We start from the raw sequence: 17311 nt of genomic DNA, 5'->3' as shown, positions 1-17311 counted from the left end.
CTTGTTTTAATCCACATTCTCTTCCATTATATTCTCTAATGGACATTGGTTTGGCTATAAGTATCTTTTATTTTTGATATCATTTTCAAGGCCTCTTGATTAGACTTTTCGAGAGTTAACACATGCTTTATGAATTCAAGAGACGACATTAAATGCCCTTCACTATATTCAATAACAGCTAGCTTATTGAGCGCACCAATATGATCCGGTTTAATTTTAATTATTTCCAGGAGAATATTTTCTGCTTCATTTTGTTTCCCTATATGTGCTTTAAACTCAGCTTTGAGGAGACGTAATTCAAGTGAGTCAGGGTACTTGTTTAGAGAAGCGTCTAATGCCGTTTCTGCAAGCGATACTTTTCCTTCCTCTCTTAACTTGTCGATGTAAATTTTCATTGCATCGATATTAATTTCATGGGAACAATGAAGATCCTCTTTTTGTCTATTGGTGTACCAATTATCTTTGATCTCTGCCTCAGAATCTTTTCCTGTTTCCCAATTATATCCAACGTGAAGCATCGTTGCTTGAGCAATCCGAGAAATCGCATGCAAATCCTGTGATGACAACTCATCCTTCCATGATCCCGGTTGACCTTTGCGGACAAAACCTTCTGGTTCTTTTGTTACCGGTCCCAAGAGAGAACCTAGTTCTCCCCTGATGGGGATAGGCGTTCCTCCGTCTTTTTTCGCCTTTTCAACCCGGTTGTCGGAAATAGCAATTCTGAGCGATTCACTAGGCCACTGCAAATTTAGAAAAGAGCTTACATCTATTAGGATATTTTCAGTATCGTTTACGAAGTCTTCATAGCGTAACTCGTAAAATTGTGTGCTCGACAATTTTTTAGTTGAATCACGAACTGCCTGAACGTGTTGTACCCACATGGTTGCCGCAGAATGGGCATCCTTTGGTGCCCAGTATTGTCCCCACGATTTAGATGCTGCCAAAAGAGACGCGACAACATCTCTCACGTCCCTTAATACATGAATAATTTTGCATTCGGGAAGCATCTCCATGATTTCTGGAATAAAAAGTGCATGAGATGGAGTTTTTTCAACAAATACCTCTCCTTCTTGAAGATTGCCTATCATGGGCTCTAATAAATTCATCATATACTGCCTTAAAGCGGAGAGATATTCACTTTCGCGTAAATAGCTTGATAGGCCCACAGGGCGGCCACTCTGTTTATAGTCCAAACAATATCGCCATGCCCGCAACTGAGGTCCTATGAACATATCAAACACATCCGATTCCTGTCCCGATCTAATTTTGGGATGGCATGCAAGAAGTCTCTGCAACCATGTGGTACCGCTTCGTGGGCAGCCGACAATAAAAACAAGGTTATGTCCTGTGTAGTCACCTTTTGTTTTTGTTTTCTTTGTTACCACATTTGTGATGTCATTGGATTTTGAAACCTTGGAGTCACCTTTATTAGGTTGAATGCTATTTGTTTGCCCAATCTTAAATTCGCAGGATGCCTCAATTCTTTTAATCCAATCACAGAATCCCTTTTCCCTTTGATTTTCGGGTATTTCAGTCAGTTTCAATATAAGACGGGAAAGCCGATTGTTGGACTTTCCATCACACCCGTTCAGTAATTTTTCGAAATAAGGTTGTGCCATCACCCTTACGTCTTCTTTTGAGACCGGGTTATTGAGAAATTTATTAATAATATTGGGCAAAATCTCAAAGTTATCTGCGATTTTTACCGCATCACAACAGTAATGATCCAGTTCAATAATGGAAGAAAGCGCTGTTAGATAAATTACCCTAACGCCGCTTAACAAAGCTTCTGCTATGGCGCTAGTGTGATGTGCAATTACAAAGTCGGCAGCCTGAACAATGTCTGTGAAAAGAGGTGAAGGAGAAATCTGAAAAATGAATCCTGGAATTTTTGTATTGTCAAAGATTCTTTTCATAAAATTACCGCTACTTAAGCCGTGGTGAATCCTGTAAACAATTTGCAATTCCGGAAATATATTTTTTAGTGCCAATATTTGTTCTATGGTTTTAAACACTGAATGTCGTTTTTCAAACGCATGAGACCAGCCACTTGAGTCACAAAATATGCATACAGGGGATTCAGGATTCAGGCCAAAAGCCTTTTTTATTTCCTTCATATTTGAGTTGGTTACTTTGATTTTGTCAAACCTGCAATTACCAACAAGTGCGATGGAAGCATCTGAACAACCTTGTGATTTCATTAACGCCTCTTTATACGCAATCCCATTAACGGCATAATATTCAGATGAAAAAGTATCTATTGGTGCTATCATTGAAGCTGAAACCCCGTGTCCTATTGTTAGCGTAGGAATACCATACTGCCTCGCAGGAAGAACATCCGCGGATTCCCATGGATGCCAGGCAAAATGCGCAATAACCACATCAGATTTAAAGGTTTCAATGATATTCTCTGAACGTATAAGTTCTCTTACTGTGTAGGGAATATATTTGGTAAGATTCGCTTTAACAGCCTCCATTGCTAATCCCGTACAACAGCTATCACACGTCTCTGAAAAATAATCATTCAACGCCCTGTTTTGGGAAATACTTTCAAATGCACGTTCGCCTTTTCTTTTCCATTCGAGTAACAGCTCATCCTCGTTTTTTGTGTGCCAATCAGACTTGTATGTAACGTAGATATTTTTCCGTTCAAGTGAGCCCTCTTCATCGGGTATCAATTTACCACCTACAATAACCACGCCTATACGTGAACTGTTTTTCAGTAAATAATCAAACGTCTCAGAAACCTGTTGAAAATAGTACCCACCCCAGGTAAAAAACAATATTTTAGGTCCTGCCAACTTTGAGGTACAGGCAATTTCTTTTGGCAAAGACATGGAATCAACCGCAACAGTTGAGGCAGCCGTGTTCCAGGCGTTTGAAGGTACGGCCTTTACAATAACTTCAATATTCCGGCTTAAGGCCAAAGCCTTTATTACTTCATGTTCCAATCCATAACTCGAGGTCAATATATTTAACATGATACTGTTAAAGGGTGGTTGTGCCTCATTATCAAAAGGGTTTTCATACCTGCCGGTTACAATTCTATCGGGACTTTCCTTTTGAATAATCTTTGTTATAAATTCATAAGACTGGAAAATCTCCTGAAATGCCTGGAAAAAGGTGGGATGGTGCATCACCAATAGTGGGTAACCTTTGAATGCTCTTACCGCCTCCAGATGAGGATTTGATTTTAATTCTGGAAGTTGATGCCAGTAATAAGCTTGCCAGCGTGCATGGTCAAATATTTTGGCTTTGTCTATCGCCCAGGCATATTCCTCATAGCTTTTGTATGGGATGTTCAGAGACTGCGCTGTTATTCGCCCTTCAAAAGAGGGGGCGACGACAGATATTTCTTCTTTTCCAATGTGATTATTCCAGTATTCTGCTAACCAGTTAGCGTCATGCTGATTAATTACAAAGCAGACTGTTTTCATGAGAATTCTCTTTCAAAACACAATATTATCAAGTTCATCCAGGTAGGAGTCGATTTTCTAAAGATTATGTGAGTATACGTTTTTAAAAAGTCTTTACTTTGTAAATCCCAAACCAAGTTTAGTAGACATCTTACATTTTATTCAAAAGAATTTAATAATCTGAATAATGCATTCATTGCATTAACTAATTAACTAATGAAGCATCGGTAATTCGTTTAAATTAAATATTGCCCTTTTTGCTAATTATCTTATTATTCTCACCACCTTAAAAGCCTCAGCATATTTCAATCCAGACTTTATCCCCCATAATTGTGCGTTCTGTTTAATTCCTTCTAATGAGCGTGGATGCGGATAATCTCTAAGCTCCGATTTATATTCAGCCATCGCTTTCAGCTTTGAATCTATGGCTTCTGAGACGTCAAAAAAAACGTCTGGTGAAAAACTTAATGGATAATTCCATTCCGTGGAGGAAAGTACCTCAAACGAGTATATTTCTTTTATAGTCTCATCTGGCAGAGGTCTTGAGGCAGTTAAAACCGCTCTATAGGTAATCTGATGATCAATATTTAAATCCTTTTGATAATGGGTGAAAACTGTATCAGGTTTTATTTTCCCTTTAATATCTTCAATCACTTTCACAATATCCAGTAATGGCACTGAATCAAACCTATTGTCAGGAAAATCAAATGTAAAAAATTTTTCAACTCCAATCGTTTTGTTAGCTTTTTGTATTTGTACCTTTAAATTTTCTACATCCTTCTGTCTTTTAGCCCTGTCCCTTTTTTCGTCCCTTGAGGTTATGCCCTCGCCTAATATAAGTGTATAAGCCTCATTGCCTTCACGAACCAACCTCGCAATAGTTCCACCACAACCAAGGATTTCATCATCAGGATGTGCAGCAATAATAAGAACCTTTTTGTTCATTTTTCTTCTTAACCTATTAGGAAGTTAAGCCGTAACAGAGCATATATCTGATTTCCAGTTTGTAATTTTTCGCTTAACAAACTTAGCAGGCATATGAACTACAGTAACTACATTTATTTCGTTTTATACATGAATTTTCCATTGAGGGATAACGCTTTGTTGAGCCGCATGGCCTTGAATAGAACCAGCAGTTTTCAACGACGTTTCACAACGCTGGCCAGAATAAAATACATTAGATACTGTTTCATTCTCGTTTTGCGGAACCGCGGTGTATATGTTTGCTGAGTGGCTCCAGACACTCACGAATAGTTTTCCCTGTTCTTGGATCAGTAATTCTTTCGTGGTAGCAGTCGTTCTTTCTGTCAATTAGACGATACAGATAGTTCCACTTTCCAGTTTTTCGATAAAGGTCGTGACCTTGTATTAGCTCTCTGGCTGCTCTACCGGATGTAGCACGCTCAACACCTTTTAGTTTCATTTTATGTCGGTCTTTGACTTCTAATGTGTCAGATTGGATCAAAACCAGGTTCCAACACTGCGAGCTGCACTTCGGGCAAGGTAGATGCTCATATTCGGAAAAATTTTTCTGCTCGTTAGGTTTGTAACCGCACGAAGCACATTTGATTTTGATCATGAATATTTTCGGTATCTAACTAATAAGTACGTAAAACTCAAATAAAATTCTATCTATCACAATATCTTTTGACTTTTACATGAATTTCCAATTCTTTCAACCTAACCTACTGCCACCGCATGAAAATCAAATGCTTAAAACCGATTTATAAGTAGCATCACAATGCAAACTGGAAAAGTGTTTTTCGTTCAAGTACACATAGTTGTTTACGTTACTTTGCAAAAAATAATGCAGTATCTCCACCCATTGTATGAGAAATATTTGCCAGTTCTTTTGGTGGCATGAATATCGCGGGAGCAGGCACAATTCTTTCGATTTTTGCCGTTTCACGATAATAGTAAATTATCAACAAAAGCAATCCGGACATTGCATTCAGAACATTCTTTAAGTTCGCTTTTTCGAAATGGGAGTTTCTTTCATGTTTGACTTTGTTATACCCGACCCACCAATCAGGAGTTTCGTCGCTTTGCCAATTACTCCAAGGTATGAGTTCTAATCCATAACGAGGGATAGTAACAATAGAAGTTCCCATGGAAGGGATATGCATCTTAATTACATTTCGATATTGTCCAATTTTTTCAGCATTCGCTGAAGAGTCTAACTTCCGGCATAATTGTTTAGCCACTACGTCAACTTCCGATGATGCTGCTAATAACAGATGAGCAATTTCAATTGAGAATGTATCGAAATTTTTTGTTGTAAATTCAACAAACCTTGCTAATCGCGCTATATCTGATTCAAGAGCTATAAAATAATTCCAGTGAATAAGACTACTTGATTCGTAAATCGCCATAATTTATTAACTCTAACTATTTAAATACGCAAAACAATATTCCATCTATCACAATATCTCTGGACTTTCACAGAGATTCTATACGCTCCGGTTTTTCGCAAAGTTTTAACTATCCTATAAGAATGGATAATACTCAAACCTAATAAGCGGAAAAAGTAACTAATTTTCAATCTTGCAAAGTTATAGCGTTATAAGGTTGGTTGAGAGAAGCGAATTCAACTATTGCTCGTTTTTTCCCCTTTGCCACAACATTATAGGATGCCCAACCAGACTCTCTGTCTGGGATTATAGTACTATATGTTTTGTGTTCTAAGTACATAATATCAAAATCTTTATAAAAGAGGGAACACAACTCATCTTCTGTGAAAAAGTGTACTGTTCCAGCGTTTTTGAAGGTTCCAATCGGGATATCAACCCTTGTGTTAGGCTCAACTTCTACGCCATATTTTGAGTAAGGGTGGAGGGTGGAATACCAATCTATTCCAATATACATTCCGCCGTTATTCAGAATAGATGCTGATTTTTCTATTACCTTTTTTATTCCATATATTCTATTGCATGTAATTGCACCCCGATCTATTATTAAATCAAAGGTACTTTCTTCATATGGAATGAGAGAAGTAAAATCTCCTGCAATCACTTCTATATTATTACCAAATTTATTTTTCATATATTTTACTGCTGTTTCTGATCCCTCAATTGCATGATACTCAAAGCCTTTATCTAAAAAGAAGGGGATATTTGCACCAACACCGGGACCAAGTTCGAGAACTTTTACTTTATGATCATACTTTTTGGGATTTGCATGGCGCATTACAAGCGCTACGAGATCACTCCAGGGATAGTGTGAAAAGTGTGATCCAGCAGCAAACTGTGCCTCCCATTCCTTTGAGAATGTCATAAAATACCTTCCTCTCCCATCAGTATGTTTTTTGACTTATCACCACAATTCATCAATAGATCAATAGCAGACATAAAGGGCTCAAACCGTTCATATGTTTGCGGATAAACAGGGTGCTTATAATCATGATACAATACCTTTATTCCATTGGCTTCAAATAAGTTCTCACGGATATAAGTTCTGCCGAAAGGCCCGGATATATATGTATCTGCACCAACAGCTTTACATAAATTCAGTAAAAGCTCATCTTTCTGGCCTGAAACGTTCATCTCAGCGCTGGAAAGAAAAGGTTTCTTAATTTGTAAGGCATCAAGTAGATATCGGGTTGTTTCATTTGCCAATTCAGTGAGTAGTTTCCATTTCCGGCTATACAAATCAATGAGATATGTTTCATGTCTTTCATAAAAAAAGGACTTTGAATAATTATGTCGTATAACGTTTAGATGTTTTTCACTCCATCTCTGATTATTCTCAACCTCAATCTGATTAAGGTAAAGATTTCCGAACTTTCCTTTGGTCTTTAATGGAACAGTAATCCATCGCCAACCATCTTTGGTACGTACCCTATTACGGTTTGCAAATTTTGTCCTGCTGTTAAGGTCTATCTGTACATTGTCAAGTATAATAAGCATATCACTTATAGCTACCCGATGAAACCATCCAAGCCATGGCCAGTAAGCAGGTTGCATTATTGTCAATCTCACCTGCCACGCTCCGGTAGTTCTATTCCAATTTCTTTTATAAAGTTCATAGCATTAAACTGTATTTCTCCATGAATAGATATTTTCAACAAATTAAGATAGCCATTTTTTAGTCTCAGGGTAACAACATCGCCTTTAGTATCTACGTTCATTGAACATGTACCTTCAATAACAAAAAACTTTTGTCTATCCAGGTTGATATAAGGGAGGGCATATGGCTTAACAAAAGCCTTTAGTTTTCTTGTGCATTCTTCTACAGTATCTATTCCTATGCGAATCTCTCTATATTGTTCCACATCAATACTACGGCCGCTTTTCATTGGTATTCCTTCAAAACCTTCTAGTGCAAGTTCAGTAGCCTTAATAATATCTGATGGCTGATAAGATATCATAGTTCTCATAATGTCAACAGATGTTTCCTGACCTGAAAGAGGAATTTTCCTCTGAAGGAGAATATTTCCACAATCCATTTCAGGAGACATGTAATGAATAGTATAGCCTGTTTTTTGTTTTCCCTCCAATATACACTGTATAACAGGAGTCCTTCCTTTATAGTCCGGCAAGAGCGAGCTATGAAGGTTTATTGCTTTGTAGTTTTTAAGAACTTGCTCCGGCAATAGATAAAGGAAATTATTAGAAACTAACAGATCGGGTTTATATATATTAAGCATTTCAAGAAAATCATTTCCCTTTACTATTTTGCCATCAGCGTAGTGCAAATTATGTGTTTCACAGTATTCTTTTAGAACATCGCTCCTTTTATCTCCTAAGCAAATTTGTACGTTGTAACCTTCTCTTATTAGTCTTGAGAGTGATAATAGACCCTCCTCTAAGTTCCCTAGAAAAATTATTCTTTTATTTTGTAACATCAATCAAGGTGTTCAAGTAATATCAAGTTGTTTTTATTAATGTTTGTTTTTAGCCTTCTGCCTAATATATACGGGGCAAATTTCGGTGCAATACCCGTCCCCGGCCTCTTACTTGCAATGTCTGTTTCTGCGAGACGGAGACCCTTTTTAAGGTTTCTCGCGGCAACGAGACTTCTTCTGCATATTTTTCTCATATCTATCTCTTTTGTAGTTGGAATCAGTTTTGGAAAACCCAGTGCTTTTTCTATAAATCTGATTGACTTTACAAGTTCTTTAAGTTCCTGTGGGTCAGCAGAGAACCAATGATCCGGCCCTTTCATATTTTTATCAAGAGTGAAGTGTTTTTCTATAACCTTAGCCCCTGACGTAACAGCTCCAACAGAGGCAGTTATTCCAATGGAATGGTCAGAAAAACCAATAATAACTCCAAAGGCATCCTTTATTGTCCCCATCTTTCTCAAATTTATCTCTTCTGCATCAGCCGGATAAGAGGAAACACAATGTAAAACAATAATACTGTCGTTTCCTGTATTTCTTATAGTATTAACCGCATCTTCAATTTCAGAAGCATATGCCATACCTGCGGATATAATCATAGGTATTTTTTGGGCGGCATAATACTTCAATAGAGTAATGTTCGTCAGATCGTCTGCACCAACTTTGATAATAGGAAGATGCGTTAAACCAAGAATAAAATCAAGATCAGATGCATTCTGTGGCGTAGTAAGGAATACAATATTTTTCGTTTTACAGTAAGCAATTATTTCTTTCCACTGTTTTTTAGAGAACTCATATCGCTTAAACATCTCAAGCATGGACTCAACAACCTTTTTGCCCTGAGAATAATATGTATATGTTTCATCATGATCTGCTATAAACTCATCTGCCTTAAATGTCTGAAATTTTATAGCATCAGCGCCACATTCCTTTGCGACTTCAATCATCTTCCTGGCGATATCAATATTTCCGTTATGGTTTATTCCAGCCTCTGCAATAATAAAACATGGACATCCCTCACCTATACGTTTTTTATTACCAATTTGAATCTTCATTGCCATAATGCCTCAATTACCCTTTCGGTTCCCATACCATCAACAATTGTCTGGCATCTGTTATTGAGTTCTTCCCGTAAAGATTTATTAGCAATGAGTTTTTGTAAAATACTAACAATATCCAGGTAATTGTTTTGCATTATCCATCCTAAAGACAATACCATGCCTTTTCTGTTTAACGAATTTACTATATCCTCCTGGTTGTCCGTAGTTATGCATAACACAGAAGGCACACCCATAAAAAGAAGCTCCCATGTAGTTGTGCCGCCTGCCGAAATAGCAACATCAGCCCATTGCATAAAGGCAGGCATATCTTGTGAGTCATAAATAATTTCTATGTTGTGTTTACTTTTATCTGCAATGGCTTTTACCGAATTGAGATGAGGATTGTTGGCGCCAATTGGAACTTTTATGCAAAGCGATACATCCACCAGATTCAATGCATCAAGCATCTTTGAAGTATGGTTTTCTGCGTCTGCGCCACCCATCGTAACAAGGATATTTTCCGCCTTATTCTTAATTTCTTTTTTATATCCTCTATAATTGAAAAATTCGCTTCTCAGCATAGCATAATCCGTCCCAAGCAGAAATTTTGTTTGAGGTAATGCGTTATATTTAAATCTATCTGCGCCAAAATTCTGATTTAAGATTATATCCGCATAATATTTATCAAGATGAGCATAATCATCTATAACAAGCAGTTTGATGCCGCATTCAGATATGCCTTTCTGATATTCAGTATCAAATTGATAACCGTCAAGAACAATACAGTCGGGAGATTCTTCACCAATAATGTCTATTGTTTCTTCTGAACTACTATACCTGCTCAATTCATATACTTTACTACTGTTTTGTTTTATTCTTTCCAGTATTTTTTTAGTGTCGCAGTGCGTTACCCATGCTATTTCCCCCCCCTGTTTCTTCCATGAACAAGCTAAAGCCAAACATCTCATGACATGGCCGGTGCCGATATCCCGCGTAGCGTCTGCTCTAATCAACATCTTCGCATTCATGCAAAATTTTATTCAGTACCAACCTTCATAATAAATTCTGCAAACTTCAGATCAATTTCATTATCAACATCAATAGACCTTTCCCACGGCATTATGTATGAAGCCATTGGATAAAAATGGTAATTCTTTTGCATCTTAAACTCGGTAATATCAAGTATTGTAACCGCTCCATTACAGATATATGCCTTTGGCATCTTCTGGCTTTTTAGATTTATAAGCTTAGGGAAATAAGGGCTGAGATAACCTCTGTCGTCAGCTTTTAATGCTGCAAAGGGGGTGTGCATGTACTCTGACACACTCATGAGAACCTTGGCATCTGACGTGGCAAAATTATTAAGTGCAGATATAATATCTGCGTCAGTTCTTAAAGGCGATGTGGGAAGCAGAATAAAAAGAGTCTTATAAAACTTTCCTATTCCTTCCAGATAGTTAATCATATGCAAACAGACCTCTACGACACCGGCGGGATCTTTAGAAAGATATTCTGGTCGTATGTAAGGAACGATTGCCCCATAATCTTCAGCTATTCTTTTAATCTCATCATCCTCTGTAGAAACAAATATCTCTTTAAAAATACCTGTTTTTTTAGCTGCATCAATGGCGTACGCAATCAAAGGTTTTCCGTTTAGCATAGCTATATTTTTTCTTTTTAACCTATTGGAAGTACCTTTTGCAGGGATAATACAAAGAAATTCCTCACTTAACATATGTCATCCCACCTAAGCATCTCATCCTTGCCGACTTTTCTCTTTAATCTCTTTCCTATTACATAATCAATCTCATCAGGGCCTATGCCAAAACCTGGCCTCCTGAAGTCAATGTTTTCATTCCTAAGAACATCACCCACCTCCATTTCCTTTGTTAAGAATATACTTCTTCTTACTTTCAGTCTTCCCTTTTTTGCCTCATCAGGTATTGTCCTTCTGAAATTTCCCAGCGCCATCTCAAGTTCTCTTATGGATCTCACAAATCTTCTAACTTCATGAGGTTCAAGTGAGAACATATGCTCACAGCTTCTTATTGTTCTGTCTGTAGTAATAGTTTTTTCTACAAGGTTGGCGCCAAGAGCTACGGCTGCAATATCCATTTCCCAACCCGGTGTATGGTCTGAAAAGGCAACGGCATATTCACTAAACATTATCTTAAGAGTAGTGATCATTCTAAGATGTATGCTTTCGAGCCTGGCGGGATAACCTGTCGGACAAAGATGTATAAGAATATTTTTATTGCCCTCAGATTCAATAGCGCCAATAGCCCTTTCAATTTCCCATAAATCTGAACTGCCTGTATCTATTTGTATATTTACACCCTTTCTTGCGGTATGTCTGATAAGTGGAAGGTGATTAATATCTCCGGAGGCAATCTTAATTGAAGACGTCTCAATCTCGTCAACAAGAAAATCAACTTCCTCCGGGAAAACAGCAGTTGAAATAAATGTAATCTTTTTTTTATCACAATGCAGCTTAAGCGCCTTCCATTCACCCTTGGTAAGTACCCGTCTTTTCAATATATCGTAAAGGGGCTCTTCTACCGTATCAGTTATATTTTGGGCCTTATCAGAAAGGACTTTATAAGAGAAGATTACATCCTTCTCTCCCATCAGCCTTTCAACATCAAGCATCTGGAACTTTATGGCGTCTACCCCTGTATCAGCAGAAATATCTACAAGCTTTTTTGCAGATTCAAGGCCTGTGTGCGTCGGGCCTGCCTCAAGCACTATGTAGGCAGGTTGACCATCTCCTATTGTTCTTCCGGCAATTTCAGCAGACATTCCATATTCTCCTTTATTGTATTTACCTCAAATCTTTACAAAAAACTTGCTATTTGCTTGATCTACTTCTCGTACAAAAACATCTGATCTACAAGATTATTATCATCAAGATAGGTATATTTCTTTTCCTTTATTAGCTTGATGCCTGGAAAAGCATCCTTATATAATTTTGCAAAATCAGTCTTCCATAACAGATTTTTATGTCCTCTGTATAACACTTCCTGATAACTTTCTGCATAATATTCGAAACCCCAAATATATTTTCCAGAGCATCTGTGTATATTTGAAATGGCCTTCTGTATATCAGCAGGATGTATGTGTATTAGAACGCCTGATGTAAAAACCATATCAAAAAAACCATCCCTGAAAGGAATGTCCAATACGCTGCCTTTGATAAAACTTATACCTTTTGTTTCAGTCCTTTTTTTGGCAATTTCAAATGCATAATCGGATAATTCAATACCATAGAGTCTTTTGAATCCCATATCTGCAAGCAGAATAAGCTGATTACCAACGTTACAACCCACTTCCAAAACTGCAATATCTTTATCAAGGCCGGATAAAAATTCTTCATTCATCTGTTGCCTTGTAATACCAAAGTTTCTTTTATAAATGGCCTCCATTTCAAATCTATTGGCCATATTCCTGTCAGTATATTCATGACCGAAAACACCAGCCCACCTGGCAATCTGATAACTCAAGTTTTTCTCCCCTCTCTATCTTTAACCATCTTTGGTAACAGTTAGATTTTCTTAGACAGGATGAACAGGATTTACATGATATTTAGAAATTTCAATATTTTAAGTTAAGAATGAATAAACCCACCCCTCAATCCCCTCCCAAGAGGGGAATTTTATAAGTCCCCTCTTGGGAGGGGATTGAGGGGTGGGTAAAAATTAATGCCGTTGGGTTTTCGTCTTTTAAAACCCAACCTAATATAAATAAAAGCCACCTTAATTCATCCTGATTATCCTGTCAGAAATTACTTTATATCATGTCTATCCTGTTATCTTGTCAAATCTTTCCCCGCCAGTGAACAATTAGTCATTTTTTGAATGCTTCTATAACAATTTTCGTTAAGCGTAAAGCATCTGTTTCGCTAAGACCATGATGCAGTGGGATGCTAAGCTGCCTTTTATAAAATAACTCTGCATCAGGGCAAATGCCTTCATCATAGCCAGTTTTTTTATAAAAGGGATGGAGATAAACAGGGATATAGTGTACCTGTACTCCGAGCCCTTTTTCTTTCAATCTTTCAAAAATATTTGTCTTCTGTCCTATATATTTTCCCTTCAGTTTTACCGCATAAAGATGCAAACTTGAATTGACATAATCTTTCTCCACAGGAAGGTCAATATAAGGATTTTCAGCAAATTCCTTATTATATATGTCCCGTATGTTTCTTCTTGCCCTTATAAAGGAATCGAGTTTGTTAAGTTGAGATATGCCTAACGCTGCATGGATATCTGTCATACGATAGTTATAGCCCATACACTGCATTTCATAGTACCATTCACCATGAGGCTCATTAACAAAGTCTGTTCTGGTAATACCATGGCTCCTGAACATTAATAGTTTTTTATAAAAATCTTCGTTGTTTGTCAGCACTGCCCCACCTTCTCCGGTAGTTATTGGTTTAACAGGGTGAAAACTGAAGATCGCCATGTCTGAGTGGGTACAACTACCAACCTTTACCCATTTTTCATTGCCATCATTATCTTTTATCTTGTGCTGTGCACCGAGGGCATGGCAGGCATCCTCAATAACAATAAGCCTATTCTTATCAGCTATTGAGTGTATCTGTTCCATATCAGAAGGATGTCCGCCAAAGTGAACCGGGACAATGGCTTTTGTCTTTGCGGTAATAGCGCTTTGTATTTTTCTCGTATCTATATTGCCGGTATCCGGCTCTACATCAACAAAAACAGGTCTTGCACCCATATAGATGGCTGCGTTTGCGGTTGCTGCAAAGGTTATGGGACTTGTTATTACTTCGTCGCCAGGACTTATACCAGCCGCAAAATAAGCTGCATGCAGGGCTGCGGTACCACTGGAAACGGCTACAGCAAACTTTGCCCCACAGTAATTAGCAAGTAGCCCTTCAAATTCTTTAATTTTTGACCCCTGTGTTAACCAGTCGGAACGGAGCGCTGAACAAACTGAAGCTATATCTTTTTCATCTATTGATTGACGGCTATAAGGAATAGTTTTTGGCTTATTGGCTTGGCTAATCTTACTGGTAGTAAAAGGGTTTACTACAGAAATAAATTTAAACTTTTTGAAGTCTTTTGTGTTTGCGGTGTATATTGTTTTAATTCCATTGGTCTTTAAAGTATAGGCAATTTTCAGATCATAAACATCATTGCGTTTAATATTATTTTCTTTTGCATAAGAAAACATATTGTATAAATTTTCCTCAAGAAGACTAAAAACTTCAAAACCCTCGGATTCGTAAAAGTCTTGAATAATAGCTCCCGCTTCAAAAGGAGCTAAAGGCGTTTTGACCTTTCTTCCATCGGTAATTACTGAATAAAATTCAAAAAGAGTAAATTCTGCGATAGCAATCTTTTCTTTTTTTAAGCTTTCCGCAATAAACATCTTAGATTCACTTTGATATACAGATGCAGCATCAAACATGTAAACTAAGATATTAGTATCTATTCCGTACATGGAAATTTCTCATCAATTCTTTCTTCGGCTAATTTTGAATGGCTGAACATTCCAGGATCATCTGGTACACCAATAGGTTTAGGATTATTTATCCTGTCTAGAATTCTTTTCGTTGCCGGATCTAATTCTCTTCTTTCTTTTGATTTTTTCCCTTTGATATTTTCAAGCCTTACTTTTACTTTTTCTCCAACATTCAGCACTTTTAGAACCTTCTTTTCTAAAGATAAATGTCCATCAGGAAGGATCTCTCCGATATATTCTATTTTCATATTTCAACCTCCCAACAAACAAGATTTATGTAATAACCATTATTTCATATTTATATGTGTGCATTTTTAAATTCCTCTATTTTATACCCTTTATCATTTCACTCATTTCCTGAATTGTTAAAAACCAGTTATTTGTTCCGGAATTATATTCAAAATCCTCAGGCACGGGTACTCCATGATTATTTTTATAACGCCGCTCAAAAAATTTAAAAGTGGGTTGGATCATATAATAATTATCAAATTCCAATGTCCTTATAGCTTCGTCTTTGGAGATCATGACCTCGTGTAGTTTTTCACCCGCACGGATACCGGTGACTTTTGTTTCACAACCTGGGGCTATTGAATTGGCGAGGTCCATTATATTCATACTTGGAAGTTTTGGTACAAACAATTCGCCGCCTACCATACGTTCAAGACATTCCATAACAAAATTAACGCCTTGCTCAATGGTAATCCAGAATCGTGTCATGCGGGAATCGGTAATGGATAATACACCTGTTTCCTTTTGTTTTAAAAAGAGTGGTATAACGCTTCCCCTGCTTCCGATTACATTTCCGTAACGGACGGTACTGAAGGATGTTTCGTTATATCCAACATAAGAATTTCCTGCTATGAATAGCTTTTCGGAGCATAGCTTTGTTGCTCCATAGAGATTTATAGGGCTAACGGCCTTATCTGTACTTAACGCAAGAACTTTTTTTACTCCCTGGTCAATTGCCGTGTTAATAATATTTTCTGCACCAAAGACATTGGTCCGTATTGCCTCGAAAGGGTTATATTCCGCAACGGGAACTTGTTTTAAGGCTGCTGCATGGATTACATAATCAACGCCTCGAAAAGCACGAGAAAGCCGCTCCTTATCACGAACATCTCCTATGAAATATCTCATGCATGAATATTTTTCGAAGGAGAAAATCTGTGCCATCTCAAACTGCTTGAGTTCGTCTCTGCTGAAAATAATTAGCTTTTTAGGCTTGTATTTTTTGAGGATAATTTCCGTACATTTTCTCCCAAATGTACCTGTTCCGCCGGTAATTAGTATTACTTTATTGTCTAACATTAATAATATCCCCGTTTGCTACATTCTTTTGTATAGTAACAAAGAAGCTGTGCCTTTTGATAAATGCCCGATATTACTCCCAACACAATATCTAAATTGTCCTGTGCAATATAGTTGTATTTCACCTTCTGTTATTTTTTACATAGTTTCATAATCTACCATTTTCACAATCCAAAGTAAAAAATAAAGACTTGAGTAGGGGTAGGTATATTTATAAAGCATTAGACGGCCGCCCAATGCAGAGCGAAGAGGCTCTTCGCTCTACAACTAAAACCTTGAAATTCTAAACGAAAGATTAGGTTAGCAACTTTAATACCAATGTCTTCGGCAAAATGGCTGCGGAGATATGAAGCAAGGAGTGTTGAATCCATGATGGAGAGGATGAGAGCTCAGAGTCCAGAATGCATTAAGTAATGTAGTAAAGCCGCAAACAAAGAGAGTTTAACCGCGAAGGGCCTGAAGCAGCCGGAAATTTGTAAAAAAGAAACCACCTGTCTGTGTGCATCGCACAGGCAGGCAGATTTCACGGCGTGGCCTTTGGCCGCAACCAAATACGAATATCGAAATACTAAACAGCCCTTCGGAGTGAGAGATAAAGCCAGAGTGAGAATCTCACTTTCACTTTATCTCTCACTCCGAAGGACGGTTATGCATTTGAAAAACGCGCATAAAAAACAAAAAGTTGATGGATAGTAGTACAAAGAACAAAGAAGACAAAGGACACGGAGAAAAAACTTAAAAAAAGAGGTTTTAACTGGTTAATACTGTAAATTAATTAAAATATTTTTATTATAAAAAGGAAAATTTCTTCATAAGCATAAAATGTCACGATAAAAGTGTATAAAAAATATACATGATGTTAAAAAACAGAAGCCTGGACAGAAATTTATGAGAAATGGGGTATCTATTCAGCGTATTTTCACCCACTGTCGTTACGAGCTGGCAAAAGCAGGCAATTCACCACGGAATAGCATCTGTAATGCCCGGCTCAAATTTACCCCTTGTTTTCGACAGGTCGAGAGATAACTCCGAATGCGGCAGAAAATTTTCGCTCCATCCAAAGAACGAAAACTGCCCGATATCTTCTGCAGAACCTTCGTCATCCTGATATCGTTTTCTGCCAAATTGTTCGTAAAGGGGACATTTTTATTGTCCATAAACCTCAGCACATCACCCTCATACTTCCTCAATCGTTCCAGAAGATTCCGTGCCTTTGT

Annotated in this window: 15 protein-coding genes and 1 pseudogene; all 16 read right to left on the bottom strand. The window is 37.5% G+C overall.

Features of this window, described 5'->3' with window-relative positions; genetic code table 11:
- Window positions 1-35 precede the first annotated feature (35 nt).
- Window positions 36-3437, bottom strand: coding sequence for a sulfotransferase (locus ABJL82_RS01630; protein WP_347272945.1), 3402 nt, complete (start codon window positions 3435-3437; stop codon window positions 36-38).
- Window positions 3438-3680: 243 nt separating this feature from the next.
- A complete protein-coding gene (locus ABJL82_RS01625; RefSeq protein ID WP_347272944.1) occupies window positions 3681-4361 on the bottom strand; it encodes a PIG-L deacetylase family protein in 681 nt (226 codons plus the stop codon).
- Window positions 4362-5206: 845 nt separating this feature from the next.
- Entirely contained in the window at window positions 5207-5788 is a 582-nt protein-coding gene (locus tag ABJL82_RS01620) for a hypothetical protein (protein WP_347272943.1), read from the bottom strand.
- 166 nt (window positions 5789-5954) lie between these two features.
- Window positions 5955-6689, bottom strand: coding sequence for a class I SAM-dependent methyltransferase (locus tag ABJL82_RS01615; protein ID WP_347272942.1), 735 nt, complete (start codon window positions 6687-6689; stop codon window positions 5955-5957).
- Window positions 6686-7378, bottom strand: a complete 693-nt coding sequence (locus ABJL82_RS01610) for a WbqC family protein (RefSeq protein ID WP_347273184.1) — start codon at window positions 7376-7378, stop codon at window positions 6686-6688. The genes ABJL82_RS01615 and ABJL82_RS01610 overlap by 4 nt, the downstream gene beginning before the upstream one ends.
- Before the next feature lie 11 nt (window positions 7379-7389).
- Entirely contained in the window at window positions 7390-8259 is an 870-nt protein-coding gene (locus ABJL82_RS01605) for a formyltransferase family protein (protein ID WP_347272941.1), read from the bottom strand.
- Window positions 8259-9311, bottom strand: coding sequence for an N-acetylneuraminate synthase family protein (locus ABJL82_RS01600; RefSeq protein WP_347272940.1), 1053 nt, complete (start codon window positions 9309-9311; stop codon window positions 8259-8261). The genes ABJL82_RS01605 and ABJL82_RS01600 overlap by 1 nt, the downstream gene beginning before the upstream one ends.
- Complete coding sequence (gene pseG, locus ABJL82_RS01595) at window positions 9308-10312, bottom strand: UDP-2,4-diacetamido-2,4,6-trideoxy-beta-L-altropyranose hydrolase (RefSeq protein WP_347272939.1); 1005 nt, start codon at window positions 10310-10312, stop codon at window positions 9308-9310. Before pseG ends, ABJL82_RS01600 begins: the two co-directional genes overlap by 4 nt.
- Window positions 10313-10332: 20 nt before the next feature.
- On the bottom strand, window positions 10333-11031 hold the full coding sequence (locus tag ABJL82_RS01590; protein ID WP_347272938.1) for an acylneuraminate cytidylyltransferase family protein: 699 nt from the start codon (window positions 11029-11031) through the stop codon (window positions 10333-10335).
- Window positions 11025-12095, bottom strand: coding sequence for an N-acetylneuraminate synthase family protein (locus ABJL82_RS01585; RefSeq protein WP_347272937.1), 1071 nt, complete (start codon window positions 12093-12095; stop codon window positions 11025-11027). Before ABJL82_RS01585 ends, ABJL82_RS01590 begins: the two co-directional genes overlap by 7 nt.
- A 62-nt stretch (window positions 12096-12157) precedes the next feature.
- Window positions 12158-12796, bottom strand: coding sequence for a pseudaminic acid biosynthesis-associated methylase (locus ABJL82_RS01580; protein WP_347272936.1), 639 nt, complete (start codon window positions 12794-12796; stop codon window positions 12158-12160).
- A 343-nt stretch (window positions 12797-13139) separates the two neighbouring features.
- Entirely contained in the window at window positions 13140-14327 is a 1188-nt protein-coding gene (gene pseC / locus ABJL82_RS01575; RefSeq protein ID WP_347273183.1) for a UDP-4-amino-4,6-dideoxy-N-acetyl-beta-L-altrosamine transaminase, read from the bottom strand.
- Window positions 14328-14423: 96 nt separating this feature from the next.
- Window positions 14424-14732: pseudogene (locus ABJL82_RS01570) on the bottom strand (hypothetical protein); the annotation flags it as partial.
- A gap of 20 nt (window positions 14733-14752) precedes the next feature.
- Window positions 14753-15034, bottom strand: coding sequence for a hypothetical protein (locus ABJL82_RS01565; RefSeq protein ID WP_347272935.1), 282 nt, complete (start codon window positions 15032-15034; stop codon window positions 14753-14755).
- Window positions 15035-15110: 76 nt separating this feature from the next.
- Window positions 15111-16094, bottom strand: a complete 984-nt coding sequence (gene pseB / locus ABJL82_RS01560; RefSeq protein ID WP_347272934.1) for a UDP-N-acetylglucosamine 4,6-dehydratase (inverting) — start codon at window positions 16092-16094, stop codon at window positions 15111-15113.
- Between the two features lie 932 nt (window positions 16095-17026).
- The coding region (locus tag ABJL82_RS01555) for a transposase (protein ID WP_347272933.1) at window positions 17027-17311 on the bottom strand (285 nt) is incomplete at its 5' end.

This window comes from Candidatus Kuenenia sp., from assembly GCF_039794105.1.
Classification (GTDB): Bacteria; Planctomycetota; Brocadiia; order Brocadiales; family Brocadiaceae; genus Kuenenia.
The sequence above is the reverse complement of the archived record's forward strand: the minus strand, read 5'-3'. Positions and strand labels throughout refer to the sequence as shown.